We start from the raw sequence: 24,122 nt of genomic DNA, 5'->3' as shown, positions 1-24,122 counted from the left end.
AACCCGACGCAGAGATGGAGGAGGTCTAGGTGACGCCGCAACACCAAGCGCGGGCGCTCGTCGTCGGCGGCAGCCGAGGTATCGGCGCGGCGGTGGCACAGACCCTTGCCGAGGCGGGGTGGCCGACGACTATAGCGGCCCGGCGCCGGACCCAGCTCGACCACTCCATTGGGCAGGCGGCCGCTCAGGGCCGGCACCTAGCCGCCGCCGAGGTCGACGTCACCAGCCCGAGCAGCGTTGCCCGCCTGTTCACCGACATCGCTCAGGGCGGCCCACTCGGAGTGTGTGTCATGGCCGCCGGCCGGAACCTGTCGAAGCAGCTGATCCGCGCGCCGCGGCACGACGGCGACGCGTGGTCGATGCACGGTACCGGGGAATGGCAAGAGATCATCGACCTTTGCCTCACTGGGACTTTCCTGGTGGGCCGGCACGCTGCCCTCACCATGGCGCAGGCCGGCACACCAGGAGTGATCGTGCCGATCGCCAGTTCCACGTGGCCAGGCTCGTGGGGGCAATCCGCATACGCCGCCGCCAAGGCGGGCGTAGTGTCGCTCACTCGCAGCTGGGCGCTCGAGTTAGCTGAGTTCGGAGTACGCGTCGTCGCCGTTGCACCCGGAGTCGTCAACGGACAAGCGCTGCGGGAGAAGAGCGCCGACAATCCCGCACACGGTCGATTCATCGAGCGACTTCGCCATCAGGTGCCGCTACGACGATTCGCCGAGGAGAGCGAGATCGCGGCGGCGGTACAACACGCCGTTGACAACACCTATCTCACCGGCACGGTGCTCGAGGTGTCCGGAGGTGGTTTCCCTGCCCGGATCACGTGACGCAGACCGGCCCCGGGTTCTGACGGGCTGGCAGCTGTCGGTCCCCCGCCCCGGCCTCGCCCCGACGACGACACCCGTCAGCTAACGAACGGAAGACCCATGGACCCTCTCGACCAAACCGGCGCCGTGCTCCACGAAGAACACGCCGACGGATTGACCACCCTTCGGCTGAACCGGCCGCACCGGCGGCACGGACTCGACCGGGAGCTAGGCACGCGCCTGTTGGAAGCGGTGGTGCGAGCATCTCACGACTCGGCCGTGCGGGCAGTGCTGCTCACCGGCACCGACCACTGTTTCTGCGCTGGCGACGACATCTCGGGGTTACGTGAGCTGGTCGAGGGCGAACGAGCGCACACTCCCTCCTTCCCCGAAACCGGAGACGCCTTCTATCTCAGAATCTGCGAAGCGATGATCCAAGCACCGAAACCCACCATCGCGGCGATCGACGGCGCCGCGGTCGGAGCCGGAGCGGAGATCGCCTGCGCGGCTGACTACCGGCTGGCTAGTGGGCGGGCACGCATCGGTAGCGGCCTCATTCACCTCGGTCACCTTGGCAACGCGGTCATGCTGGCCCGAGTCGTGGGGCCAGCCAGAGCCACCGAGATCTTTCTGACCGGACGGCTCGTCGAGGCGGACGAGGCACTGCGGATCGGTCTCGTGGACCGGGTTGTCGCCAACGACTCCTTCGATCGCGCGGCGGCGGACCTGGGTCGGCGGCTCGCGCACGCCCCAACGAAGGCCATCGCCCTATTCAAAGAGCTGCGTGAGAGGACCTGGGGGCAGCCGATCGAGTATGGCCTGCGTATGCAGGACCTCTACCACGTGCGTGCCTGCACCGAGACCGAGGACGGAACCGAAGGCCCGGCCGCCTATCTCGAGCGGCGCGAGCCACAGTTCACCGGTCGATGACACATCGCTTTCAGCGCAAAGGAGACGGATATGACCGTGACGGAACGGGTCGGCGGCATATGGACGCACTCTGGACTCCGGCTGACGGGAATCGGCCACTACTTCCCCAAACACGTCGAACACAACACCCCCGCGGCGACCGAAGGCCGGTTCAACCCGGTCGATCAGGCGGTGATCGGAAGGCTCGGCGTCAAGTCCCGACACATCGCCAACGAGCAAGAGACCGTCGACTACATGGCCGTGCACGCCGCTCACCATGCCTTGCGGAGTGCCGGACGAGCCCCGGAAGACATCGACCTCGTCATCGTCACCAACTGGACCGAGCGGCAGTGGGTGCCAGAGCTGGGACCGACCGTGGCCAGCCGGCTCGGTGCCTCCAACGCCCTCGGCTTCGATCTCTGCGGCGCCTGCACCGGTTTCGTGCACGGGGTACAGACCGCCGCCGCGATGTTGATCGCCATGCGTAGCTGGCACGTCGCGGTGATCACATGCTCCGAGCAGTTCTCCAGGCGGACCCGCCCCGGCAGCAAAGGCGAGTTGGTCGCCGGCGACGCTGCCGGGGCCGTAGTTCTCGAACGGCACGACCTCCAGGACGCCGGCCACGGCGCCGCTGGGCTCATCGACTCACTGCTGATCAGCGACGGGGAGAGTGCTCAGATGATTTGGGCGCGCAAGCCGGACGGCTGGATCACCAGCAGACCCGAGATCGTCGAACGCGCGATCGATGGCAACGTACGCGTCGTCGAGGAGATGCTCGCCCGCAACGGCTTGACGATCGACGACGTCGACTGGGTCCTGCCGCACCCGGCGACGGATCCAATTCACCACGCCGTCCAAGAGAAGGTCGGCATCGATCAGGCCCGGTTCGTCGTGACGATCGAAAGCCGCGCCAATACCTCGAGCGCCTCCATCCCCGTCGCGCTATCCGAGCTACTTCTGAGTGGGCGAACCCGGCCGGGTCAGCTCTACCTCACCCCGGCTATCGGCTCCGGGTTCTTCGAGGGCGCCTTGCTCTTCCGGTTGTGATCCCACGTGCGCCATCCCTGGAAAGGCTGACCAACAGTGAACGTGCCACCTGCGACGAGACAGTCCTTGACCGGACGAACGGCCCTCGTCACCGGCGCCAGCAGCGGCATCGGCGCCGAGACGGCTCGGGTGATCGCCGGTGAAGGGGCTGCCGTGGCCCTGTTGAGCCGCAACGAGCCCGCGCTCGAAGCAGTCCGCAAGGAGATCGCCGACGCCGGCGGTCGTGCCTGCGTCGCACCCGCGGATCTCCGTGACCCCGACGCCGTCGAGAGTGCGGTCGCACGGTGTGTCGACAGGTTCGGACCGGTTGACCTCTTGGTCAGCAACGCCGGATACGGAATGCGGCAGGCATTCCTCGTCGATCAGACCGAAGAGAACTGGCAGCACACCCTGGACGTCAATCTCACCGGAGCATTCCGCGTCTGCCGCTTGGTGGTGCCGACCATGATGGAACGTGCATCGGGCAGCATCGTCATCGTGTCCTCCGTCGCTGGCCGACGCGGGATACCGGCCAACACGGCCTACTGTGCGTCGAAGTTCGGCTTGCGCGGACTGGCCGAGTCGCTCGCCCTCGAGCTCGGCCCGTTCGGTGTGCGGGTGAACGCCGTCCTCCCCGGCCTCGTCGACACCCCCGGCCTGGACGAGGGCGAGCGATATGGCCGCGACTTCATCGCCAGCCTGGCCGAACACCATGGACTCGATGGCCTGACCTGGGAGCGCTACGTGCGGCACGCCGTGCGCAACACAGCTCTGCGGCGACTGCTCTCCGCGACCGAGGTAGCCCATCTCATCGCGTACCTCTTGTCCGACTTTTCCTCCGGGATCACCGGCCAGTCGGTGGGCATCGACGGCGGCGCCATATGAACACATGTCTAGTCGACGGAGGACACTGTGCTTGAGATCGACACTGGGCCACGCGACGTTCTCGTGACCGGAATGGGTTTCTGCCTTCCCGGCCCACGGCAGACCGTCGTCCGGACATCTGACGATCTGTGGGCAACGGTGGCCCGCGGGCTGTCCAACCTGGACAACGACGGCTTCTTTTACGGCCGGGTGTTTCTGGACGACGAAGAGTTCACCAAGGCAGTGCCCGAGATCCCGCAGCGCTACCTCAAGAACTACGCCAATGTTCACCGGTTCGGACTGCTCTCCCTGGTGGAGGCCTGTGACGACTCTGGGCTCGACTGGCGGGGCACCGACTGTGCCGATGCCGGGGTGCTCACCGGACGCGTCGGCGTCGACAACTCCTTCGACACCTATCTGGAGTGCGTGCGGGCCGATCCCGGAACCGTCAGCCCAGCCGCGGCTCGATCGCTCTTCATCAGACTGGCGGTGTCCGTGACCGCTACCGACGTGGCGAACGTACAGGCGTCGCTCCTGCGCAGCGGCGGCCCCAACTACACCCTCTCGTGTGGCTGCGCGTCGTCGGCCGCGCTACTCGGCACGGCAGCCAACCAGATCGCCTGCGGCGAGCTCGACGTGGCCGTCGTCACCGGGGTCGACTCGTTCAACCTTGATCGGGTCGCACACTTCGAAGAGCTGCGGGAGGTGGCCGAACGCACCGATCACCGGCCGTCGTTCGACTCCCCGCCGACCAAGCTGCGGTTCGACCGATCGATGCGCCCCTACGATCAGCATGCCGATGGGTTCAACATCGGCGAGGGCTCTGCCACGCTCGTGCTCGAAAGCCGCGAGCATGCCGAACGTCGTGGCCGCGAGGCCTACGGCCGTGTCCTGGCGCACGGATCGGCGCGGGGCACGCTGGCCAGCGCGGTGAGCTCCGACGAGAGCGGCGACTCCCTCGTCCGGGCGGCCCGGACGTGTCTGCGGGCCCGCCCGAGCCACCGGCGCATCGAGCCCAGGGAGGTCCGCTACGTCAACGGAGGCGCCCAGGGCGATCCACTGTTCAACGTCACCGAGTTCAACGCCATGCGCACGTTGTATGGGCAGGACTGCGGGGACCTGGTGGTGAGCAACCAGGAGGCGTGTTTCGGGCACAACGCGGCGCCGCTGGGGGCGGTGGGAGCTGCGGCGACACTGCTCATGATGCGCCGGGGAGAGATCTGTCCGACGGCCAGGTGCGGGGAGGTCGCCGAGGACTGCCCGTTCACCGTGGTCGTTGGAGACCATCCGGCACCGTTGCCTACCGATCTGGCCTTCAGCTTCAACTACCAGATGGGCGGTGTGGTGAGTGCCCTCCTACTGACCGGCCCCGGCCAACACGGCGCACAGCCGGGAGGCCGGCATGGCACCTGAACCGGCTCAGGTCACTGGGTCCGGCCCCCACCCGCTGCGGCTCGTCGGCGCGGGTAGCGTTCTGCCGGGCCAAGGCCGTACCTGCCGCACCCGGCATGACTTGTGGGACGTGTTGCGTAGCGGGCAAACCCAGCTCTCGCCGTTCTCTCATGCTGCGCTGCCACTCCGGATCGCCGGACAGGTCCAAGACTGGGATGTCACGGCGGAGACAGGCGTGCCCGAGCGGATCGCCCGGCGCATGGCGCGGGTCACCGCGCTGTCCATGGGCGCGGTGCAGAACGCTCTCGCTGATGCTGGGCTCGAGCCGACTGATCTCAACGACGATCGGTCGGCTCTGATCATCGCGTCCATGCAGTACGCGTTCCAGGAGGCCGGCCGGTACTTCGCCGCGTACAACCAGGGCGGCCCCGCGACATTGGGCATGGACTACTGGCTCACGGGAACGCCCGGCAGCGTCGCGAGCGGCATCTGCTCACTTCTCGGCATCCACGCTCAGACGCTGAGTATCACTGGTGGCTGCAACTGCTCGATGCGTGCGCTAGAGATCGCCACGACCATGATCGAGGCTCGCACCATCGATCGGGCGGTGGTCGTCGGAGCCGACGCCACCCTCGATCCCATCTTCCTCGCCAGCACCGTCCACGAAGGCAAGCGCGGCTTCCGTGCCTCCACACTCTCCAGCGATCCCTGGGCCGTGCGTCCTCACGACGAACATCAGGACGGCAACGCTCCCGGGGAGGGCGCTCTCGCCGTCGTGCTGGAATCCGAGCGAGCCCGCGCCCCGGCTGACGGCACGGGCGTGCGGCTCTGGTTCCGCTCGTCCCGCAACAACGGGCAGAATCCCGTCGACTCGGGGACCGCGGACAACTTCGTGCACGACGTGCGCCACCTGCTGGATCGGTCCGGAGTCACCCTCGCCGACCTGGCGTTCGTCAACGGCTTCGCAGAGGGAACCCGCAATATCGAGGACCTGTTCTGTGACGTCCTCACCGCGCTGCGCACCTCGTTCGGCTACGACGGCAACCTCCTGCTGAGCAACCAAGAGGCTGTGTTCGGGCACATCTCCGGGTGCGCCGGCCTCCTCAAGTTCCTGTCGTCGGCGCTGATGTTCCGCAACGGTGCTATCACGCCGGTGACCGGTTGCCGTACGCCGTACTCCCGTCTCCCGGCCTCCCCGGTCACCGGCCGCGGCGTTCCGATAGTGGGCCGGCACGCGCTGCTGATCAGCTCCGGCGCCGGCGGCGACGCAACGTCCGTCCTGATGGAATACCACGAGGGAGACCGGTGAACGAGTTGAATTCGCACCGCCCACACGGATCGACCGGGTTGATCCTCGACCACAACCGCCCCGGCTACCCTGTGGTCTCGGCCGCATTCGTGGGCGCGGGTCTGAAGCTTGTCGACGAGGACGGCGCAGAGGTTCCGGACGTCTGCTGCGTCCTGCTCACGGGAACCAGCGTCCTCAATGCGGCCACAACGGCGCCACCGCTACCCCGCGCACGGGTGGCGAGCCTCGCCCAACGGATGGTCGAGCGCGGCTCGGGCCGACTTGTCCTCGTGATCGATGGACAGGGCGGCGTGCACTCAGGTGTACCCCTTGACGAAGTCGCCTCCCGTGCAGCGGACCTCGCCTGGTGGCGACACATGGCAGCCCAGGTAGCGCCGTCCGGCGTCGTCGCCAACCAGATGCGGGTGGGGCTCGCGCCGAGCCTAGGGCATCGGCCGAGCCCCGACCGTGCCGCCGCGATCGTCCGCCACCTTCCGCTACGTCGAGTCGCCCGACCCATCGATCTGGCCGCCGGGGTTCTTCTCTTGTCCTCGGAAGGTTGCTCCTACACCGTCGCGGAGACGATCCCGATCGACGGTGGCATGGATCTGTCCCTCATACCCCCGCTGCATACTGGCGGGTCGAAGGACTCCGCCACCCATGCCGACGGTGCCGACCATGATCCTGAACCGACTGAGCCTGTGTCGGCTGCGGCCGGGCGGCTGTACGACCTTCGCGGTCGGCATGCTCTCGTCGTGGGCGCGAGCAGCGGCATCGGCCGGGCGACGGCCATTGAGCTGGCGCGGCGCGGCGCCGACATCACCCTGGTCGCCCGGCGCGTGAAGGCACTCGAAGACGCCGCCGACGAGGTACGTGCCCTAGGCCAGGGTGCGTGGGTCCGGTGTCAGGACGTGAGCCGGTTGTCCGACCTCGCGGGCCTCGTCGATCGTTGCTGGGAGAAGCAAGGCCGAATCGACACGATGGTGTACGCCACCGGGCTGTTCGCTGTCGACGCCCCGGGCCGGGAGGCGGAGTTGCGAAACCAGTCGCTCGACGTGAACTATCACGCCTACGCGGAGCTGACCGCGGCACTCGTCCGCCGGTGGGCACGCGACCACCGGGGCGGTTCGGTCGTGGGGATCTGTTCGGTCGGCGCTCAGAACGTACCTATCCCGCGGATGGAGAGCTACGGTGCCAGCAAGGCGGCCATGGCCCAGTACACCCGCTGCGTGGCCGCGACCGCTGGGCGCTTCGGCGTCCGGGCGAACTGCGTGGCCCCCGGCATCGTGGATACGCCGATGGCCGACGTGGTGTCGACTGACTTCCACCGGGCCTGGCTGGCCCGGATTCCCGCAGGCCGAGCCGGAGCCCCTCAGGACGTGGCTGCCCTGGCCGCGTACCTGGCATCCGACGCATCGGCATATGTAACCGGCGCACTGCTCCATGCGGATGGCGGGTACGCGCTCGGTGGTCTGCCCCCACTGGCGGCCGGTGGTGTGGTGTGACCGCCGGCCGGCCGATGGCCAGGGCTGCCGACTGTGCGCCCGTTGTCTCCCCGGGGGCGGCGTTGGTGGAGCGGGACGGTGCGCCCAACCCTGCGGTCGCACTCGTCACCGGAGCTTCCTCAGGGATCGGCGCCGCGACGGCCAGGACGCTCGCCGCCGCCGGCTACCACGTCGTCATGGTGGCACGCAGAGCCGACGTGCTCGCCGGGATCGCCGACGGCATCCGTGCGGCCGGTGCGACAGCCTCCGTCCTGGCCATGGACCTGGCGTGTGACGAAGGCCCCGAACGGGTCGTCGCACAGACCGTGCAGCAGGTGGGAACCCCCGAAGTGCTGGTCAACTGTGCAGGCGTGGTTCGCTATCAACAAGTGCACGAGCTGCGCCCACGGCACTGGGATCTGATGTTCCGATTGAACGTGACGGCGCCGTTTCTGATCATCCGAGCCGTTCTTCCGCACATGCGCAGCCAGCGCTCCGGCACCATCGTCAACATCGGTTCGGCTGTCGCCATGAGCACCGTCGGCCACACAGCCGGCTACGCGGCCAGCAAACGTGCGTTGAACGCCCTGACCGAATCCGTAGCGCTGGAGAACCGCGAACACGGGGTCCGTGCCGTCGCGCTATGCCCAGGATGGGTGCACACGCCACTCTCCCCGCCGCCGGACTCGCTCGGTGCGACGCCGGACGAGCTTCTCTCCGCCGATGATGTGGCGGCGGCGGTGCTCTGGGTGGTGACCCGCCCGCCACACATGAGCGTCGGCCCTGTCGTACCGCTTGGCCCGACCAGCCCGCACGCCGACATGGCCCAGGCCATCGACCGACTCAGCCGCATGACGGAGGCTCCAAGTGGGTAACTCGGCGCAGGGAAACGGGCCATTGGCCGGCCTGCGAGTACTGGAGATCGAGGCGCTGGGTCCGGTGCCGTTCGGTGGAATGTTGCTGGCGGATCTGGGCGCTGATGTGGTCAAGGTGATGCGGCCAGGCGAACCAGGCGGGCCCCGGCCGCATCTGCCGGCTGATCTGCCCACCCAGGGACAGCAGATACTCGACCGAGGTAAACGCACCCTGACCGTCGACCTCAAGGACAACGATGGCCGCGCGCTGGTCCGGACGCTGGCCAGCCACGCCGACGTACTGCTCGAAGGCTTCCGTCCAGGTGTCGCCGAGCGGCTGGGGATCGGCCCCGACATCTGCCTACAGGCACATCCTTCCCTCGTCTACGGCCGGATGACGGGGTGGGGCCAGAGCGGGCCGCTGGCCGGCACCGCAGGACACGACATCACCTACCTCGCCGCCTCCGGTGTGCTCGGCGCTCTAGGCCGACAGGGATGCCCACCGCCGGTTCCACTCAACCTGCTGGGTGACTTCGGTGGCGGTGCGCTGTATCTGGTCATCGGTGTGCTGGCGGCCCGGCAGCACGTCCTGCGCGGCGGTCCTGGCCAGGTCGTCGATGCTGCGGTCGTCGACGGGGTCACCCATCTGAGTACGATGATCTTCGGCATGTACGCGGCCGGCGAATGGCGGGCTGAACCCGGGACGAACCTCCTGGACTCCGGTTGTCCCTTCTACGATGTCTATGAGACATCTGATCGGCGACACATGGCCGTTGGCGCCCTTGAACCCAAGTTCTACTGGGAGTTCGTCCGGTTGCTCGGTGTAGCGCATGCCGTTCCCCGGCACCGTGATCCTTCCGTCTGGGATGAGATGCGGCGGGTGTTCACGAACGCATTCCGCCGCCGCTCCCAGCGGGAATGGGCTGCTATCTTCGCCGGCACGGATGCGTGCGTGAGCCCGGTGGCCACTCTGCCGGAGGTGACCACCAGCTCTCGAGCGGCCACTCGGGACACGGTGATCTCAGTGGACGATGTACCACAACCAGCCCCCGCGCCTCGGTTCTCCGGCACCCCTTGCGCCGTTCCGCGTTCGGCTACACCTTTGGGGTCATGGGCTGCGCAACTCATCGCCGAGTGGGTTGAGGAAACCTGAGCACCACCACCACGTCAGCCCGGTTCACCGCCGGCTAGGTGTTGTGCACCGAAATCCGTGCGCCTGAATGTGGCGCTCAGGCGGCGCCTCGCTGCGTGGGAATTAGTCATCTAGCAGCGCTCTTGCTGAACAATTCCTGCCGACTGTTGACCCCGGTTTTCTGAAGCACCCTACTCACGTGGTTCTTCACTGTCTGGCGCGCGAGTGTCAACTCCTCGGCGATCTCTGCGTTCGTCCGCCGGTCGAGAATCAGCTTGAGCACTTCTTCCTCACGTGCTGTGAACGGTGAGAAGGAGCGCGATATGGGAGAAGAATGCTGGCTGTTCAGGTACCTCTCGTCGACCTTCCAGACCCGTTCTCCCTGTATGGTCCGCTCGATGGCATCGATCACCCCGGCGACGGGTGTGCTCTTGTGGACAAAGCTATCCGCACCAGCGGCCACCATGGCGGCCACCTCCTGAGCCTCTGTGTTGGCCGAAAAGACCATCACATGTGGGCATTGCGGCAGCCCTTTGACGAACCGGCACAGATCGCTTCCGTGCCCAGGGCCGTCGAACCATAGCTCGGTGATCACGACGCGCGGTGCGGTCGTGGCCATGTCCGATACCGCCTGCTTGACGTTCGGCACAGCACTGACGGCGTGCTGCCCGAGATGCTCGCTGATCAGCGCCGTCAACGCCCAGCACATCGATGGATGGCCGTCGACGATCATAATCCCCTCGTGCCCCGTCATTCGCCGTTCTACTCCCTACCCCTGCGCGATAGCCATGGGCCCCGCGACGATTCCCCCAGAAGTCTTCAGGCGCTTCACCCATTCGAAAGAGCCTTTCATAACTTGATCCTATCGGGCAGTCGTCGGCAATACTAGACAGAAGTGGCGCCTTTTTTGCGCCGTGATTTCATGACGCCATCCAAGGAGCGTCGGAGTGCTCTTTGCCGGTCGCCTGTTATCGCTACTGAAATACGCCTATGACGTGCTGAACTCAGCGTAGTGCAGTTAGTGATATATCAACTTCTCCTCCTGGCCGATATGTCCTGTCATTTGAGCACATCGGCACCCGGAAACCGTCTCCGACCGGGCTTGGGAGACGCTGCAGCCACCCCGCTCATCGCGGGATAATAGCTGTCCAGATTCTTTCCCTACGTCATGGGGAGCGGTGTGCCGGTACCGCTCGGCAGACGGGTGCGGACCTGCCCATTCTGTATGTCACCTGGTGACGCTCGACCGCCCGGCAGGACTCAGAGATCACCACTGTCGCCCCAGGGCCGACGCTGCCAGGAAAGCACCAGCTGCGCCCCACCCGGAGCCCACACTTCCCGCCCAGGCGGCGAACGCATGCTGATCGCCGAACTCGCTGTCTCGATCGGCTCCGTGCGGCGGCCCGTGCCCGAAGTGCGACGCGGGTGGCGACATAGCTCGGCGTCGCCGGCCTTGCCGACCGACATCATAGTGGCTCTCACCACACCGACGTCGGTCACATCGCCTACGAGTGAAGGTCGCCATTCGTTGAGGATGGCGTCCAGCGAGGCCCGTTCTCTCCATACTCGGTGAGGTCTTTGATGAACCATCTCTTCCCTCACCATCAGGCCTATCGCGATCGCCGCTCGACCTCGATCACTGCTCCTCAAAGAGACCAGCCAAGATACGTCAAGGGACGTTTATGTAAAAAGGACATTCCCAAACGCCTCTTGACGAGATGTAAATATCGCCATATCGGACGCCGATATGAAGTCCCCCCTGCTAGGCGCCGATACCTAATTCGTGGATTCATTTCCCGTCTGGCGCGCTTTCTTATCGACGAAAGAATCCGAAACCTCACCTCCAGGCGCCCACCAGAGAGAACTGGATTCAGAAGCGGGACAAGGCAACCGGTCTCCGGGGTAGGTGGGTGCCGGTCACGGCGGCCCCGCCCGTGCCTGGGTGTGCGTCATGCTCCGCTCCGCGTCCGTCGCTACGATCGGACTCATGGCCGAGGTGATCGTGCGCGATGGCACATGGACGTTCGATGGCGAACTCGTGCGTATCGTGCCGGGGCAGGACCGGCGGGTGGACGCGCTGCGCCAAGCCCTGGGCGAACTCACCGTTCCGCTGCGGGCGATGGCGGGCATCACGTACGAGCCCGGCCGCAAGGGCGGTCGGCTACGGTTGCGCCTACGCGACGGGGCCGACCCGTTCCTCCAGGTAGCCGGTGGCAAACTCGGCGACGACGCCGATCCGTACCGGCTCGCCATCGACTCCACCACCGCGGGTATGGCCGAGTATTTCGTCGACGAAGTCCGCAACGCCCTCATGCTCGAACAGGTCCCGCCCGGTCCGTGTGATCGTTTTCTCATGCCCGGACCGGCCGTCCCATTGACCGCCAGCGCCGGCGACGGCACCGCCTCGTTCGACGGCACCCGGATCCACATCGAGTGGACCGAGTGGGCCGAAGATGGCAAAAAGGCCGGCGGCCCCAGACAGATCTCCCTGGACGACGTCCTCGGTGTCGAATGGGTGCCGATCGTCGGCTGGACGAATGGCTTCCTCCGCTTCCGCCTGACCGCCGCGTCGGCGCTGATGCCGAAACACGATCCGAACTGCATCACATGGGGAATGCGCCGCCTCGGCGGGACGACGGCCATGCTGGCGGCGGCCGTCGCCGCTCGGCTCCCTCATCCGGGAGCGGCCGGCGGCGACGACTCCCCCGCGCTCGCCGCGGCACCGGCGACCCCCGCGCCCGGGGACGGCGATCACGACGCCCTTCTGCGGCGGTTACGAGAACTCGGCGATCTGCATCGCGACGGTGTGCTGACCGACGACGAGTTCACCACCGCCAAACAAGCACTTCTGCGCCAACTCTGAACGGTGCGGACCGGGTGTCAGTGCCGGGTGTCAGTGCCGGGTATGAACCGGACGGATCGGCTCTACCCTCTCGTCGAACTACGGGCGGTATCGCCGCGGCCACGCACCGCCTCGCCCCGAGCGGCTGGCGGGTGCTGCGGAGCGACGGTGACGAGTACGTCGCGTAGATCCTTGCGGGTGATGTCCGGAACGGTGGCATCCGGCGCGGGATATCCCACGGGCACCACGAGGTACGGCCGCTCGTTGCGCGGACGGCCGAGGATGGTCCGCAGGAACCCCATCGGGCTCGGGGTATGGGTCAGCGTGGCCAGCCCGGCCCGGTGCAACGACGCCAGCAGCAGTCCGCAGGCGATCCCCATGGATTCCTGCACGTAGTAGTGCTTTCGGGTGTAGCCGTCCGGGCCCACATAGTGCGCCTGGGCGAACGCGACGATGACGTAGGGAGCGTCGGTCAGATGTGTCTTGACGTCGTCGGTACCCAGACGGCGTAGAGCTCGCAGCCATTCATCGGGCATCCGTGACTCGTACGAACGACGTTCTTCCTCCTCCGCGGCGGCCCGCACCTCCGCTTTGACGTCGGGGTCGGAGACGACGACGAAGGTCCACGGCTGCGCATGTGCGCCGCTCGGCGCCGTCGCGGCCGTGGCCACGGCGTTCTCGATCAGCTCGTACGGCACGTCTTCCGTCGAGAAGGCCCGCACCGTGCGACGCCTGGCCATGTCGTCCCGGAACTCACGAGACCTCTGGAGCGCGGTGGCCGGGTCGAGCCGGTCGAACTCCAAGGGAACCGGGCAGTATTCGCCATCCAGCGGATCACGCGGGTCAACAGTTGGCGTCGTGGGCATTGGAATTGGTCGTCCTCTCCACTGTCGTGGATCTTGGTAGCCACCCTACTGGCTCCGCCCCGATGGCCCGCACGATCAAGCGCAGCACGGGGACGGACACCCTTGTGAGCGGCTGGTCCTTCGGGTCTGCGCCTTGCGACACTCCCGGTGGAGGGTTCCCCTTACAGCCGGATCACTTGTATGATCACCAGCGCGGGTCCGGGAATTGACTTAACCAAAAAGAGTCGATGTGCGGGGGCAGGTCGACCGCGCTGGTTTTGAGACGCCCCGCTATTGTCCTCCCGGGCCCGCACCATGTGCCCATGACCCACCGCCAGGTACGCCAGGACACCCAGCCCTGTCAGCGGCACCCATCTCCTGCTGCCCGCACACCATTGCAGCCAAGTGCAACAGTTCAGCAAGCGAGTGCACACTAGTCACAACACTCTTGGCGGCGTGTCTTGCCGGTATCACACTAGCGAAGAGGGCGTCGACGATATACGGTTTGTATCATCGCAGGAACATGCAGCAATGATTTCAGGAAGGCTCCAATGAGCGTCACCCTTGCCGACATCGCACGTGCCACCGGCCTGTCCCCGTCCACGGTGTCCCGAGCCTTGTCCGATCCAGACAAGGTGAACGCTCAAACCCGTGAGCGGGTGCGCAAGGTTGCCCGAGACATGGGCTACGTCCCTAACCAGGTGGCACGGTCTCTGACGTCGGGACAGAGCGATCTCATCGGTTTGATCGTGCCGGACATCGCCAACCCGTTCTTTCCGCCCATCATCAAGGCGGTCCAGGCGCGTGCCACCGCCCGGGGCAAAACCGTGTTGATCGCTGACGTCGACGAGCACGCGGCGGACGAGATCCGCCGGGCGGAAGTGATGCGTAAACGAGTGGACGGGCTGATCGTGGTCTCGCCTCGCACTCCCGACGACCGCCTCGGCGAGCTCGCTGCGCTGACCCCGATCGTCTTCGTCAACCGCGAGGTCCCCGGGGCGGCGAGTGTCCTCGTCGACAACGACGACGGCATGTTCGAAGCAGTTGAACATCTCGCCGCACTCGGCCATCCCGCTATCGGCTACCTCAACGGTCCGCGCCGCTCCTGGTCCAACACCCAGCGCCAGACCGCGGTACGGAAGGCATGCTCCGATGTCGGCGTCGAACTGGTCGAGTTCGGGCCATTCGAACCGCAGATCCAGGCCGGTGTCCGGGCCGCGGACCTGGTCAGCGCCGCCAACATCACCGCGGTTATCGCCTACGACGACATGATCGCCCTCGGCCTCATGGCCAGGCTGAACGAACGCGGTGTCAAGGTGGGTCAGGACATCAGTGTCATCGGTATCGACGACAGTCCGATGTCCAGCATGGCTTACCCGACTCTCACGTCAATCCATGTACCCGGCGCGGAGGCGGGCGCGGCGGCGGTCGACCTAGTGCTCGACCTCGCCAATACCAGCGACGCTGCACCGTCTCTCGTGCAGCTAGAAACCCGGCTCATCGTTCGGGGTTCGACGAGCCCCGTGCCAAACCCCCATCCGGCCGCCTGAGCTCCCCCTCCCCCGGCCACAACGAGGCTTACCCCATCCCCCGTCTCGGCACAAGGAGCCCGTTGCTGCCCCGGCGCCAACAAGGAAACTCACGGTACGACAGCGCCAACCATAAAGAAGCAGGTGAACAGGCAACACGCACCCTCGGCGACCATCAGGCCACACAGCAGATATCGGACCTCTCCGTGTCGCCCGCTATCTCATCGTCGCGACGTCGATAGCGGAGCTCGGGTGCAGCATTCAACACCCAAGCCCCGCAATATCGACCTATAAACCCCGCCGTTATGCTTTCTAAGCCTGCCGGCCTACTGCGAGCTCAACTTGGTTTGTAGATATAGACCGGACCTGTGATGGAACCTGGACGATCACCATCGAACGAACCGGTAGCCGAAATGACAATCGCGTTAGAATCCTCACGCACAGGAGTACCGCTGAGGTCAAACTCCCACGGCGTCCCCATGTTCCCAGCACCTACGACGGTTAGCTCCTCATCATTCGCCCAGACCCGAACCTCACCGTAGGCGCCCGCGATCCATAGCCGGCAACCATCTAGATCATCAACCGACGCGGGTAAGGTGGTCATCCGATACGCCATTCCCCCGCGATAGTAGGCGAATCCCTGCTCCTCTAAGGGCGAGTTCACGACATCCACATCGAGCCAACCATCCGTGGACAATCCCGCCTCCCAAAGTCCCAACTCCGACACCGCTTTACCATATGGATCGGCATATGCCTTCCACATATCCGGAAGCTGCGCCATCCACTCCGCATCAGGCGGACTTTTTTGAACCTTCGGCTGGGACAAACGTATTGGTTCAACCAGACGCTTTCTCGGCATCAGGCGTACATCGTCAGCCGAAACATTTCCTCCTGCCCACAACAGCGAAGGACCCATAATCCCGCCAGTGCCGATCTCATTCAGTGACGCATTCGCGACCTTGATCGTGATCTCATTCACGTCACCGGCTACCACCCGGCCAGTCGCATTGAACTCCTGGGGCTTTAATGAGCCACCACCGCGGGTGACCTCGAGCTCATGGCCATTTACCCAGGCGCGCGCCGTTTCGTCGACAGTCCCGAGCCACAGAAAGAGTTCCCGATCGCGATACTCGTCAGGCACATGCACCTTGCATTGATACCAGGCGGTCCCCTTGTAGTACCTCAGTCCTTGCCTAGTCCACGACTTCTCAACAGTATCTGCCGACCGCCACGTACGCGTGTCGACGCCAGCAGCCCACACCTCATCATTCGACGCCACATCATTGGAATCGAGCAGAATCATCCACTCCTGCGGCAATCGCGCAACAATCTCCCTGCCGCCCTCCGTCAACTCTGCGGCTTGGTTCATCTGATCGCCCCAGAACCGGCCGAGATAGTTGCGCCGATTCGGATAGATCGCCACCGGACTTGAGGCCGCGGCCTCATCGGCCAGGCCAACTGCGAGGTCATAAAGACGCTTAGCCTCAGCGAACTCAAAGGACCGCCACGCGCGAATCGCGTCCAGGAGGTGCCGGCCAAACTCGAACGCTTTGCGCGTGATCAGGATCCGGTCACTCACATCCGCTCTACCGCTATCACGCGCAGTCGATTCAGCATCCGCCAAGTCAGCATCTAGTTTATCGATCAAATCCTCATCGAGGATGGCGGGAAAGTCATAGATGTTCCCCGCTGTTATGGCCGCGGATGAGATCGCACTTTCCAGCCTGGAAAAGTACCGACGCATGTCGTTTGCCGAAGGGCCATAAGACGCGTCGAAGAACTCGTCCACTATGGGTTCAACCACAAGCGTCGGATCCCACATCAACTTGGCCAACAGGTAATAGCCAGGTGCATCATGCCCCCAGCTATGAAGGCCCTCGATACGAATAGATATCGATGCGCCCAACTCTCGGAGCAACGGGTGCTCTTCGGCGATCTGAGGAAGCGGGGAGAACGGCACCCCGGGATCCGCGAGATTATACGAATACCCCCGGTACCCCCATTGGAGACCTAGGTCCCGCCAACGCTCGACTTGCCTCTTGAAGTACCGCCGCTCGTAACCATCTCGATCGCCCATCGAATGCACACGATCCACAAGAATGGGCGCGAATAGCGGCAACAGGCGCGGATTCGGAATCTCTCTCACCGGAGGTCGATCGAGGGCAATATAGGCATAGAAGGCTATTCCAACATCAGGATAATCAGCCTGAATGTCCTCAAGAATAAGGTTATAGAACTTCACATAACGATCGGTGACACTGAGAATCCCGCCAAGGGGATCAATGTCTCCAGCATCCCACTCCGACTCTCCGAACCCAAGACCATCCACTGGCCCCATGCTTAGATACTTCGTATCCGGCTCGCCAGCAAGAAGTTCACGCGCAGCGGCTATCGCACGCCTGAGCACTTCTGGATGAGAGACATCAAGCTGGTTCAGCACTCTGCCATCGGTGTCATGCATAAACAACTCGGGCTCGGTCGCTTTGTCGGCAGGTGGCAACATTGGGATGCCATGCCTGCCGAGCAGCGAGCCCGCAAGTCTATTGCGCCGCATCCAAGCCGCAGCCTCTAAAGGATCAACGCCCTCCGGCATCGCACCGTTGTATCTCGTAGGCTGCAAGATTCGACTCTCATAAGCCGGTATAACACTTTCGTCCTGGACGGATACCTTGGCAATCTTGCCTGGTGGCACCGCCGTACCAGACGGACCGGGGATCAGCCACTGAACCCCCGCCTGCTCGAGAAGTTCATAAGCCGCATTGAGGACTCCACGGCTCCCAGGGTTCGATGCCAGTTGGATCGTGTCATCGGTAATCTGGAGCCGAAACGCATCGCTCTCTCCATCGAATCCCGGAACGAAACTGACGGGGTCCGGGCACGCACGGCCTATATAGATCGTTATCGGCGTTCTCGACTTCCCGCCAACTTCCGTTCGAGGAAGGGTCGCGCCAGCAATGAGTTCGACGTGGTGACGAAGTTCATCAGCCGCCTGGGACTCGAACCCGGTTGCGTTTTTCGGAACCACGATCGTCGCCCGCGGGCGACCGTTGGTCGCCAATACCACTTGGCGGCCGGGTGCCGCGTTGACAACGGATGGAGCCACAATCTGCAGGCCGGCCACCGCAGCGCCAGCTAGGAACGTTCGACGTGTCAGTCCTTCCGGTACGGACACGGACCGCCTGTTGGTGCCTTGCGCGGATCGTTCGGACATCTTTACCTGCCTCTCACATCGCGTGCTAGCTCGATACCTACCTCTGGCCCCTAAGGGACATGGCACCGCTCGATACCCGGCCCAACTCTCAGTGGGGCGGTGACGGGATGGACTTCACCCCAGTGCTGCGTCGGCTATACGTTTAAATCCGGTTATCCGCTTAGCTTGATCAGCGTCACTATCTGTTCCTTAACGTCAACCCATACCAGAACACGAAGGACTCCAGACATCGATGAATAGTGCCGCGTCACACTGCCATCGTCGAGCTCATATCCGGAAGGTGCGTTTATTGTGATGGTGCCGGTTGGTTCCTGACTAGGGCCGCTTCCGAGATAGATGAGCTCAAGACTGTCATAGCCCATGAGCCTATGAACATCCTTGTCCAGAGATAGATTCAGTTCATGGGAATCCTTCTTCAGCACCAAGCGTTGGTCAGGCCTAGCGATTTCAACCAGGTGAGTTGAACTCACGCTATTGTGCGGGGCCTTCTCGCCTACCAGGAACGAGCCGCGATACGCGATAGTGAAACCACGCAGACCCATAAAACGGGAAGAGAATTCCCCACTGGACAGCCTCGGCGCCGCTACTGTCGCACATTTCGCCAGATTCAATGCGTACTCTGACCCAAACCAGGCGTACACGCCATCGCTCGTGGACATGCTGACCGATACGATGTCATGAATGTTGTTCTCACAATAGAGCCCATCAACGTGGGTCCCGAGCGCTGCTCCCGCTGGATGCCGCCCTACACTCACTGCGATTCCGCAGACCTGACTAATGAGACGCCGCCCGACGGGGCCATATGGACTGCCGCAGCTGAGAGCTACACCACAGCGCATCGCATCGATCATGTCGAAACCTATGACATTGTTATCACTACCGTGAATGAACAGGCCACCACCGTACACATAGTCCAGAGTGCCACTGGTCAAACTCGGATCAATCCACGGAAAGATCGTGAGGGTGCTACTGCCACGATCTATTCCGTAGATGAAGTAGAGCCTCGGTTCGCCGCCACTGTCGTTGATTCTTACGAGGTACGGCGCATCGCCCACCGCGCCCCATACTCCGTCCGACACAAACTCAGGCGGCAACGTGTCGACACTTATAGTCGTACGTTGCGCCAATGAGCCGCTTGATCCGGAATCGACCCGGACTGACCAAGCTGCGGAGATTCCGAAATTCGCCGACGCGCCACGAGCCCCTGGGCCGCAGTCATACGCCCTTACTTCGCCGAAGTGGCAGCCGGTAACATTGCCACCTATTCGGGCGATTCCCGCATAGCTGAATAGGGCGCAATGTATCCGTTCAAATTTTATCCGACCCGCACCGTCGAGCGCCAGGCCAGTCTGCCATGTGCGAGTGCTAAATGTGCTAACCGATCCGGTTCCGGTCACCCTGAGTGATTCCCAGTACCCTCCGTCCCACTTTCTTATGGTGAGGATCGCTTGACCGGAACTTCCAGGGGTTGCGGATAGCTGCATTTCTCCTTGCACCGATTTGGTACTCGGTGAAGCTACGCCGTCACCAAAGAATAGTGCTCGAGAGACTGCGAAGTGTCCACTTGCATCTGCCAGTCCGACATTGTTCTCGGAGATGTATCCAAGGAAGGTTTCCACGGCGTCGCTGTCATCCGTAGACCCATCGCCTGCGGCCCCGAAAGTGAACGGGCTGATCCCTTTGTCCGCCACTAGTCCGAACCCCCGGCCATCTGCCGCCAGGAAGGACGTTCTAGGGTTGGCCGAGACATAAGCTCCGTCTATTGAAGACGAAAAGCGGTACGTCGCCCGTCCGCTACCTTCCAGCAAGTATCCCAGCGTTTCGACGCAGGTAACCGAACTTGGTATTGCCGGAGGATCCGACGCCAGGCCGTTGAAAAGGCTCACATGCTCCCGGAACGTCCGACCAAGGGTCAGCCGGGTGTCGCTCGGACCGTCGGTATCCACGATGAGACTGGTCACATCGGCATCTAGCGTCATCCCAGTACCTCCTAGAAGAGCGCGCCCGAAAGCGCGACTATGACCTCATGGAATCCCTGGCTTGCTTTCCGGAATCGGACCAATTTTCCCTGCATACGTCGCCGTCGCGGCGTAGAGGAACCTTCTCGGTGCCGCCTCCTTTGCTGACGTCACTCCCACGTTCGTTGGAGGTGACGCCGAGGACTGAGCTGAGCAACTAGTGGAGTATTCGTGTGCGGCGCGGTCACGAGAGTGGTTCTCGCATTCGAGGATCCTACGCTATACAAGCGCTTGCTGCAATAGCAGCAACCTCAGGTGGCAATCACGCTCGCCAATAGTGGCGCGAGCCGCTCGGCCATCAGCCGGTAGCCCTCCGCCCTTGGATGCACTCCGTCGAAGAGCAGGCCCGCTTCGCCATCGGCGAGCACATCTCGACCGTCGACGGGGTACAGTCCGGTGTCTCCGCAGTTGATCAGGAGGTCTACGGCCCCATGCACAACACCGCGGACGTCCTGCAAGGTCATCCCTACCCCGTTCGCCTGAGCTTCGCGCAACGGCGAACTAATCGGCGAGATCACCACGATCGGCGTCTTGGGATGGCCGTCCCGGACTGTCTGGATAAACCCCGTCACGGCGGACGGCAGGCTTCGCGCGTTGAACGTACATTGTCCGTAGATGTTGATTCCGAGGCACAGCGAAATCAGGTCAGCCGGTTCGTCTCTAATGGTGCGGGCAGCTGCTGTATCAAGGTGACACTGACCACCAAGGCCGAGCGATCTCAGCTGCCAGTCATGCTGGCGCGCGATCAACGCCGGCCACGTCTCTGACGGGCCTTCCGCGGCCGCGCACTGGGTGATCGAGCTCCCGTAAGTCACCCAGGAAAGGTCTGCGGCCGGGGCCGCCTGAACCTGGCTGGCGTCATGCAGAGCGATTTCCACCAAGGCTGCTTGCCCTTGTTGAGGCAACCAGACTTCGACCGTGCGCATGCCACGCCCGGGCAGGTCACATGCCATCCGGCTGTCGCCCACACCTGCACGCCACCGATACACAAGGACGTCGTCCACCAATACATCGCACACACCCCCAGGTCGGTTGGTGCGCCGCGTCACGAGCTCCAGCCTCCGCGCATCGGTAAACACCCGCGCCCGCACGCCGCACGGCTCACGCGCACCTGCGACGAATTCAGCTGAAGCCGAGGTCATGGCTAGATCCCGGTTGATGCGCCACGGTTGCGCAGCACCGTCCTCCTCACACCATTCGGCCATCCCCATCCAGGCCCACGGCCTGCGGCCAGGATCGAGGGAGAAGGAACGGGCCATGATCGCAGACCTCCGTCATCTATTGTGCAAGCGCATGCAGTTTAGCTGCACTGATTGCCGACACCAAGGGCAAACGGCGCCGGCATTTCCAGCGACATAGCGTTTTATCCGTCGCAGGAAGATGCGGCAGGCCGGTAAGAAGCCAGCCCGATGTCCAGCATGGCCCCGCTCGAGTGCTCGGTTCAGCCGTCTAACTCTTCGCCGAGAAGCTCACGCAACTCGATCACGCGCCCCTCGGCGGACGAGCGCCAGATCGCCTCACCAGCAGCCACCGCCACCGCTCCCTCGAGAGAGGAGGCCGCCAGCCCGAGTTCACGGGACGCCGCGCTGGGTTCGACGAAGATATCCCGACGCATCAACGGATCAGCTCCACCATGCCCGCCCGTCACCGTCTGAACCTCGATGGTCTCGGGTTCACCAAAAAGCGGCCGATAGATGATCGAAGACGAATCGCCCAGTGGCGTCCCGTCAGGGAGGCGTCCACTCATGGTCTCCAGCTGACCGTGCGTGCCATTGATCACCAACCGATACCCCTCCCACGGCGACGAGAAGTCGATCGTGTAGCTCAGGCTGGCACCGTTCGAATATGAAAGCAGCGAGGAGTAGGTGTCCTCGATGTCTATCTCGTCGTCGTACAGGTACATTTCTCGGCCGGCTGGATACTGATGCGGGTAGGTGAGCCCGAGGAATCCGACCCGGTCAGTAGCGGCATCGTCAGGAAAGGCGCCACTACCTACCTGCGCCCGAAAATACGGATCGCGCGCCCGTAGTTCCCGGCCACTGTAGGTGGTCCCGTCGGCGGAACGAGGTCGGTGCGGGCTATCCGGACCGTAGTAGCTCCGCCCGCCTACGGCATAGACCCGCTCTGGCACGTCGTCCAGCCACCACGACACCAGATCCAGGTGATGCGCACCCTTGTGCACAGACAACCCACCAGATAGCGCGCGGCGCCGGTTCCACCGCAGGAAATAGCTAGCGCCATGCCGTATGTCTACGTGATACTCCAAGGTCACATAGGTGGGCCGACCGACCGCGCCGTCGCGCACCAGCCGCTTGATCTGCTGATGCCGCCGCACATACCGCAGGTTGTGAGTGACCAGGACGTTCGCCGGCGACGCCCGCTCGGCGGCCAGCACCCGCCTTGCGTCAGCCGCCGTTGTCACCATTGGCTTCTCGGTGATCACGTCAACGCCCCGCTCCAACGCCGCGAGGATGTAATCCGTATGCGTATGGTCAGGCGATGCCACGATCACCGTATCTGGCCGATCCTGCTCGATCATCGCGCCGAACTGATCCGGCGGGTACCAGGGCACCCGCGGGTGCCCTGGTGGTATCAGCTCCGCGTTGAACTGCGCGACCCGTTCTTTGTCCGGATCAACCACCGCCACTAGGCCACCATGGCTTGAGTAGTCCTCATGATTGGCACCGAAGCCCAGTTCCGTGTCTTCTCCCGCGCGAACCCCCAGCAATGGGCACACGAAACTCGTCACACCGCGGTTGGACAACCCACAGACGGCGTACCTTCGACGGGACAAAGTAGCGCTCCACTCAATCGGTGATCAGTACACTCGCGACGCTGTTGGGCAACACTTCATAGCGGTGGCCGGTCTCAACTATGACAACAATCTGCCGGTGCACAGGATCGGTTGCTTGCCGTCGCCCGAAGGTTCGCACCGGGACCGTGACCTGACTCGCGCCGGACGGGATGACTGCGACCCGGCCGAGCCCTCCGTAGTCGTATCGTTCTCGGGCCGAGCCGCTGACGTCGTAGGCGATGGCGAGCGGGGTCGAGGCGTCTCCGCCGGCGCGGGTGAAGACCAGCTGCGCGTCGTCGCCACCGGAAACCGACGACGACTGCGCGGTGACGGTGACGTCGGCCCGCAGCCCGACACTCTCCGTCTGCACCGTGAGATCGTAGTCGACCGGCGGATTGTCACCAGTCTCGACGTCGACGCCGTGGGGGTTGACGACGGTGATGGTGCCGTGGATGTTGGCGAGTGTCGCCGTTCCGCCTGGGTCATGCGCAGGCGAACTCCGCGCCCGCAGGAGTAACGGTGGCTGGTCGGTGACGAAAACGAGGTCGTCAAATATCAATCCACCGAACGCCTGCTGGGTGCCCGCCTGGATATCGATGGGTTTGAGATCTTGGGCTGCGTTGCCCCAGTTCCAGACGGTGTTGCGGGTGAAGTGCATCTCGACGCCGTTGGCGTCGTTGTTGAAACTACCAATGGCGCTTGAGGCTGGTTCGACGTTGAGTAGGGAGTCCCGGACCTCGATCTGACCTGTGACGCCGTTCCGGGCACTGGTCATGAACACCGCACTCGGAAGCTGCCGCGACTCCCCCATGTGATGAGAAACCGTAGCCCGGTCAATCAGAACGGATACCGGCGCCGATGTCTGATCCAGCGCACTCAAGATCGCCGACACACCCCGCGTGATATTCCCCTCGAACACACAATCCGTCATCGTAATATTGGATATACGCTCATCCGCGAAATTCGGTTCAAAATCCACACCCGACTCCGGAAGCGTCCCTTGCGTCTGCGAGAACTGACACCCTTCAACAACCAGCCCATCAACCGAGATCACACTAAGCGCGTTGCGCCGGTTGTTATCACACACCAAATCACGCAACACCACATTCGAGCAATACGCCGACTGAT

At 63.9% G+C, this 24,122-nt stretch carries 18 protein-coding genes; 11 read left to right on the top strand and 7 right to left on the bottom strand.

The window, feature by feature from the left end; genetic code table 11:
• The first annotated feature begins 29 nt into the window (after positions 1–29).
• From G8760_RS09105 to G8760_RS09065, 9 genes are all read left to right on the top strand, one after another.
• A complete protein-coding gene (locus G8760_RS09105; RefSeq protein WP_166350129.1) occupies positions 30–827 on the top strand; it encodes an SDR family NAD(P)-dependent oxidoreductase in 798 nt (265 codons plus the stop codon).
• A gap of 99 nt (positions 828–926) precedes the next feature.
• On the top strand, positions 927–1,736 hold the full coding sequence (locus G8760_RS09100) for an enoyl-CoA hydratase/isomerase family protein (RefSeq protein ID WP_166350127.1): 810 nt from the start codon (positions 927–929) through the stop codon (positions 1,734–1,736).
• A 30-nt stretch (positions 1,737–1,766) separates the two neighbouring features.
• Entirely contained in the window at positions 1,767–2,762 is a 996-nt protein-coding gene (locus tag G8760_RS09095; protein ID WP_166350125.1) for a ketoacyl-ACP synthase III, read from the top strand.
• A gap of 66 nt (positions 2,763–2,828) precedes the next feature.
• Complete coding sequence (locus tag G8760_RS09090) at positions 2,829–3,626, top strand: SDR family NAD(P)-dependent oxidoreductase (protein ID WP_207782187.1); 798 nt, start codon at positions 2,829–2,831, stop codon at positions 3,624–3,626.
• A gap of 27 nt (positions 3,627–3,653) precedes the next feature.
• Positions 3,654–5,018 carry a beta-ketoacyl synthase N-terminal-like domain-containing protein gene (locus tag G8760_RS09085; RefSeq protein ID WP_207782186.1) on the top strand — a complete coding sequence of 455 codons (1,365 nt, stop codon included), beginning with the start codon at positions 3,654–3,656 and terminating at the stop codon, positions 5,016–5,018.
• Positions 5,008–6,306, top strand: a complete 1,299-nt coding sequence (locus G8760_RS09080; RefSeq protein ID WP_166350123.1) for a beta-ketoacyl synthase N-terminal-like domain-containing protein — start codon at positions 5,008–5,010, stop codon at positions 6,304–6,306. Before G8760_RS09085 ends, G8760_RS09080 begins: the two co-directional genes overlap by 11 nt.
• Positions 6,303–7,790: an SDR family oxidoreductase gene (locus tag G8760_RS09075; RefSeq protein ID WP_166350121.1), complete on the top strand. Its 1,488-nt coding sequence runs from the start codon at positions 6,303–6,305 to the stop codon at positions 7,788–7,790. The genes G8760_RS09080 and G8760_RS09075 overlap by 4 nt, the downstream gene beginning before the upstream one ends.
• Positions 7,787–8,644: an SDR family NAD(P)-dependent oxidoreductase gene (locus tag G8760_RS09070; RefSeq protein ID WP_166350119.1), complete on the top strand. Its 858-nt coding sequence runs from the start codon at positions 7,787–7,789 to the stop codon at positions 8,642–8,644. The genes G8760_RS09075 and G8760_RS09070 overlap by 4 nt, the downstream gene beginning before the upstream one ends.
• Positions 8,637–9,776 (top strand): CaiB/BaiF CoA transferase family protein, encoded by a 1,140-nt coding sequence (locus G8760_RS09065; protein ID WP_166350117.1) that lies wholly within the window; start codon positions 8,637–8,639, stop codon positions 9,774–9,776. The genes G8760_RS09070 and G8760_RS09065 overlap by 8 nt, the downstream gene beginning before the upstream one ends.
• A gap of 106 nt (positions 9,777–9,882) precedes the next feature.
• Here G8760_RS09065 and G8760_RS09060 read toward each other — a convergent pair whose 3' ends face one another.
• Positions 9,883–10,509 (bottom strand): response regulator transcription factor, encoded by a 627-nt coding sequence (locus G8760_RS09060; protein ID WP_166350115.1) that lies wholly within the window; start codon positions 10,507–10,509, stop codon positions 9,883–9,885.
• A gap of 1,233 nt (positions 10,510–11,742) precedes the next feature.
• On the opposite strand from G8760_RS09060, the gene G8760_RS09055 reads away from it, so the two are divergent.
• Entirely contained in the window at positions 11,743–12,618 is an 876-nt protein-coding gene (locus G8760_RS09055) for a DUF4429 domain-containing protein (protein ID WP_166350113.1), read from the top strand.
• A gap of 62 nt (positions 12,619–12,680) precedes the next feature.
• On the opposite strand, the gene G8760_RS09050 is transcribed toward G8760_RS09055, so the two are convergent.
• Positions 12,681–13,463 (bottom strand): nitroreductase family protein, encoded by a 783-nt coding sequence (locus tag G8760_RS09050; RefSeq protein ID WP_166350111.1) that lies wholly within the window; start codon positions 13,461–13,463, stop codon positions 12,681–12,683.
• A gap of 488 nt (positions 13,464–13,951) precedes the next feature.
• Here G8760_RS09050 and G8760_RS09045 point away from each other — a divergent pair, with 488 nt between their 5' ends.
• A complete protein-coding gene (locus G8760_RS09045) occupies positions 13,952–14,992 on the top strand; it encodes a LacI family DNA-binding transcriptional regulator (protein WP_343074388.1) in 1,041 nt (346 codons plus the stop codon).
• Positions 14,993–15,308: 316 nt separating this feature from the next.
• Here G8760_RS09045 and G8760_RS09040 read toward each other — a convergent pair whose 3' ends face one another.
• From G8760_RS09040 to G8760_RS09020, 5 genes are all read right to left on the bottom strand, one after another.
• Positions 15,309–18,092 carry a DUF4838 domain-containing protein gene (locus G8760_RS09040; protein ID WP_166350107.1) on the bottom strand — a complete coding sequence of 928 codons (2,784 nt, stop codon included), beginning with the start codon at positions 18,090–18,092 and terminating at the stop codon, positions 15,309–15,311.
• A 242-nt stretch (positions 18,093–18,334) separates the two neighbouring features.
• Positions 18,335–20,161 carry a hypothetical protein gene (locus G8760_RS09035; RefSeq protein WP_166350105.1) on the bottom strand — a complete coding sequence of 609 codons (1,827 nt, stop codon included), beginning with the start codon at positions 20,159–20,161 and terminating at the stop codon, positions 18,335–18,337.
• A gap of 290 nt (positions 20,162–20,451) precedes the next feature.
• Positions 20,452–21,459 carry an SGNH/GDSL hydrolase family protein gene (locus G8760_RS09030; protein ID WP_166350103.1) on the bottom strand — a complete coding sequence of 336 codons (1,008 nt, stop codon included), beginning with the start codon at positions 21,457–21,459 and terminating at the stop codon, positions 20,452–20,454.
• 182 nt (positions 21,460–21,641) lie between these two features.
• A complete protein-coding gene (locus G8760_RS09025; protein ID WP_166350101.1) occupies positions 21,642–22,949 on the bottom strand; it encodes a Gfo/Idh/MocA family protein in 1,308 nt (435 codons plus the stop codon).
• Positions 22,950–23,007: 58 nt separating this feature from the next.
• On the bottom strand, positions 23,008–23,805 hold the full coding sequence (locus G8760_RS09020; RefSeq protein WP_166350099.1) for a hypothetical protein: 798 nt from the start codon (positions 23,803–23,805) through the stop codon (positions 23,008–23,010).
• Positions 23,806–24,122 lie beyond the last annotated feature (317 nt).

Origin of the sequence: Phytoactinopolyspora limicola (genome assembly GCF_011320225.1) — a bacterium.
GTDB classification, from domain to species: Bacteria; Actinomycetota; Actinomycetes; order Jiangellales; family Jiangellaceae; genus Phytoactinopolyspora; species Phytoactinopolyspora limicola.
The sequence above is the reverse complement of the archived record's forward strand: the minus strand, read 5'-3'. Positions and strand labels throughout refer to the sequence as shown.

What these genes read in the sequence shown, in the direction of transcription:
- G8760_RS09030 (WP_166350103.1), bottom strand. Translation starts at nt 21,459, where the DNA reads ATGGCCCGTTCCTTCTCCCTCGATCCTGGCCGCAGGCCGTGGGCCTGG.
- G8760_RS09035 (WP_166350105.1), bottom strand. Translation starts at nt 20,161, where the DNA reads ATGACGCTAGATGCCGATGTGACCAGTCTCATCGTGGATACCGACGGT.
- G8760_RS09055 (WP_166350113.1), top strand. Translation starts at nt 11,743, where the DNA reads ATGGCCGAGGTGATCGTGCGCGATGGCACATGGACGTTCGATGGCGAA.
- G8760_RS09050 (WP_166350111.1), bottom strand. Translation starts at nt 13,463, where the DNA reads ATGCCCACGACGCCAACTGTTGACCCGCGTGATCCGCTGGATGGCGAA.
- G8760_RS09060 (WP_166350115.1), bottom strand. Translation starts at nt 10,509, where the DNA reads ATGACGGGGCACGAGGGGATTATGATCGTCGACGGCCATCCATCGATG.
- G8760_RS09095 (WP_166350125.1), top strand. Translation starts at nt 1,767, where the DNA reads ATGACCGTGACGGAACGGGTCGGCGGCATATGGACGCACTCTGGACTC.
- G8760_RS09020 (WP_166350099.1), bottom strand. Translation starts at nt 23,805, where the DNA reads ATGGGGGAGTCGCGGCAGCTTCCGAGTGCGGTGTTCATGACCAGTGCC.
- G8760_RS09080 (WP_166350123.1), top strand. Translation starts at nt 5,008, where the DNA reads ATGGCACCTGAACCGGCTCAGGTCACTGGGTCCGGCCCCCACCCGCTG.
- G8760_RS09100 (WP_166350127.1), top strand. Translation starts at nt 927, where the DNA reads ATGGACCCTCTCGACCAAACCGGCGCCGTGCTCCACGAAGAACACGCC.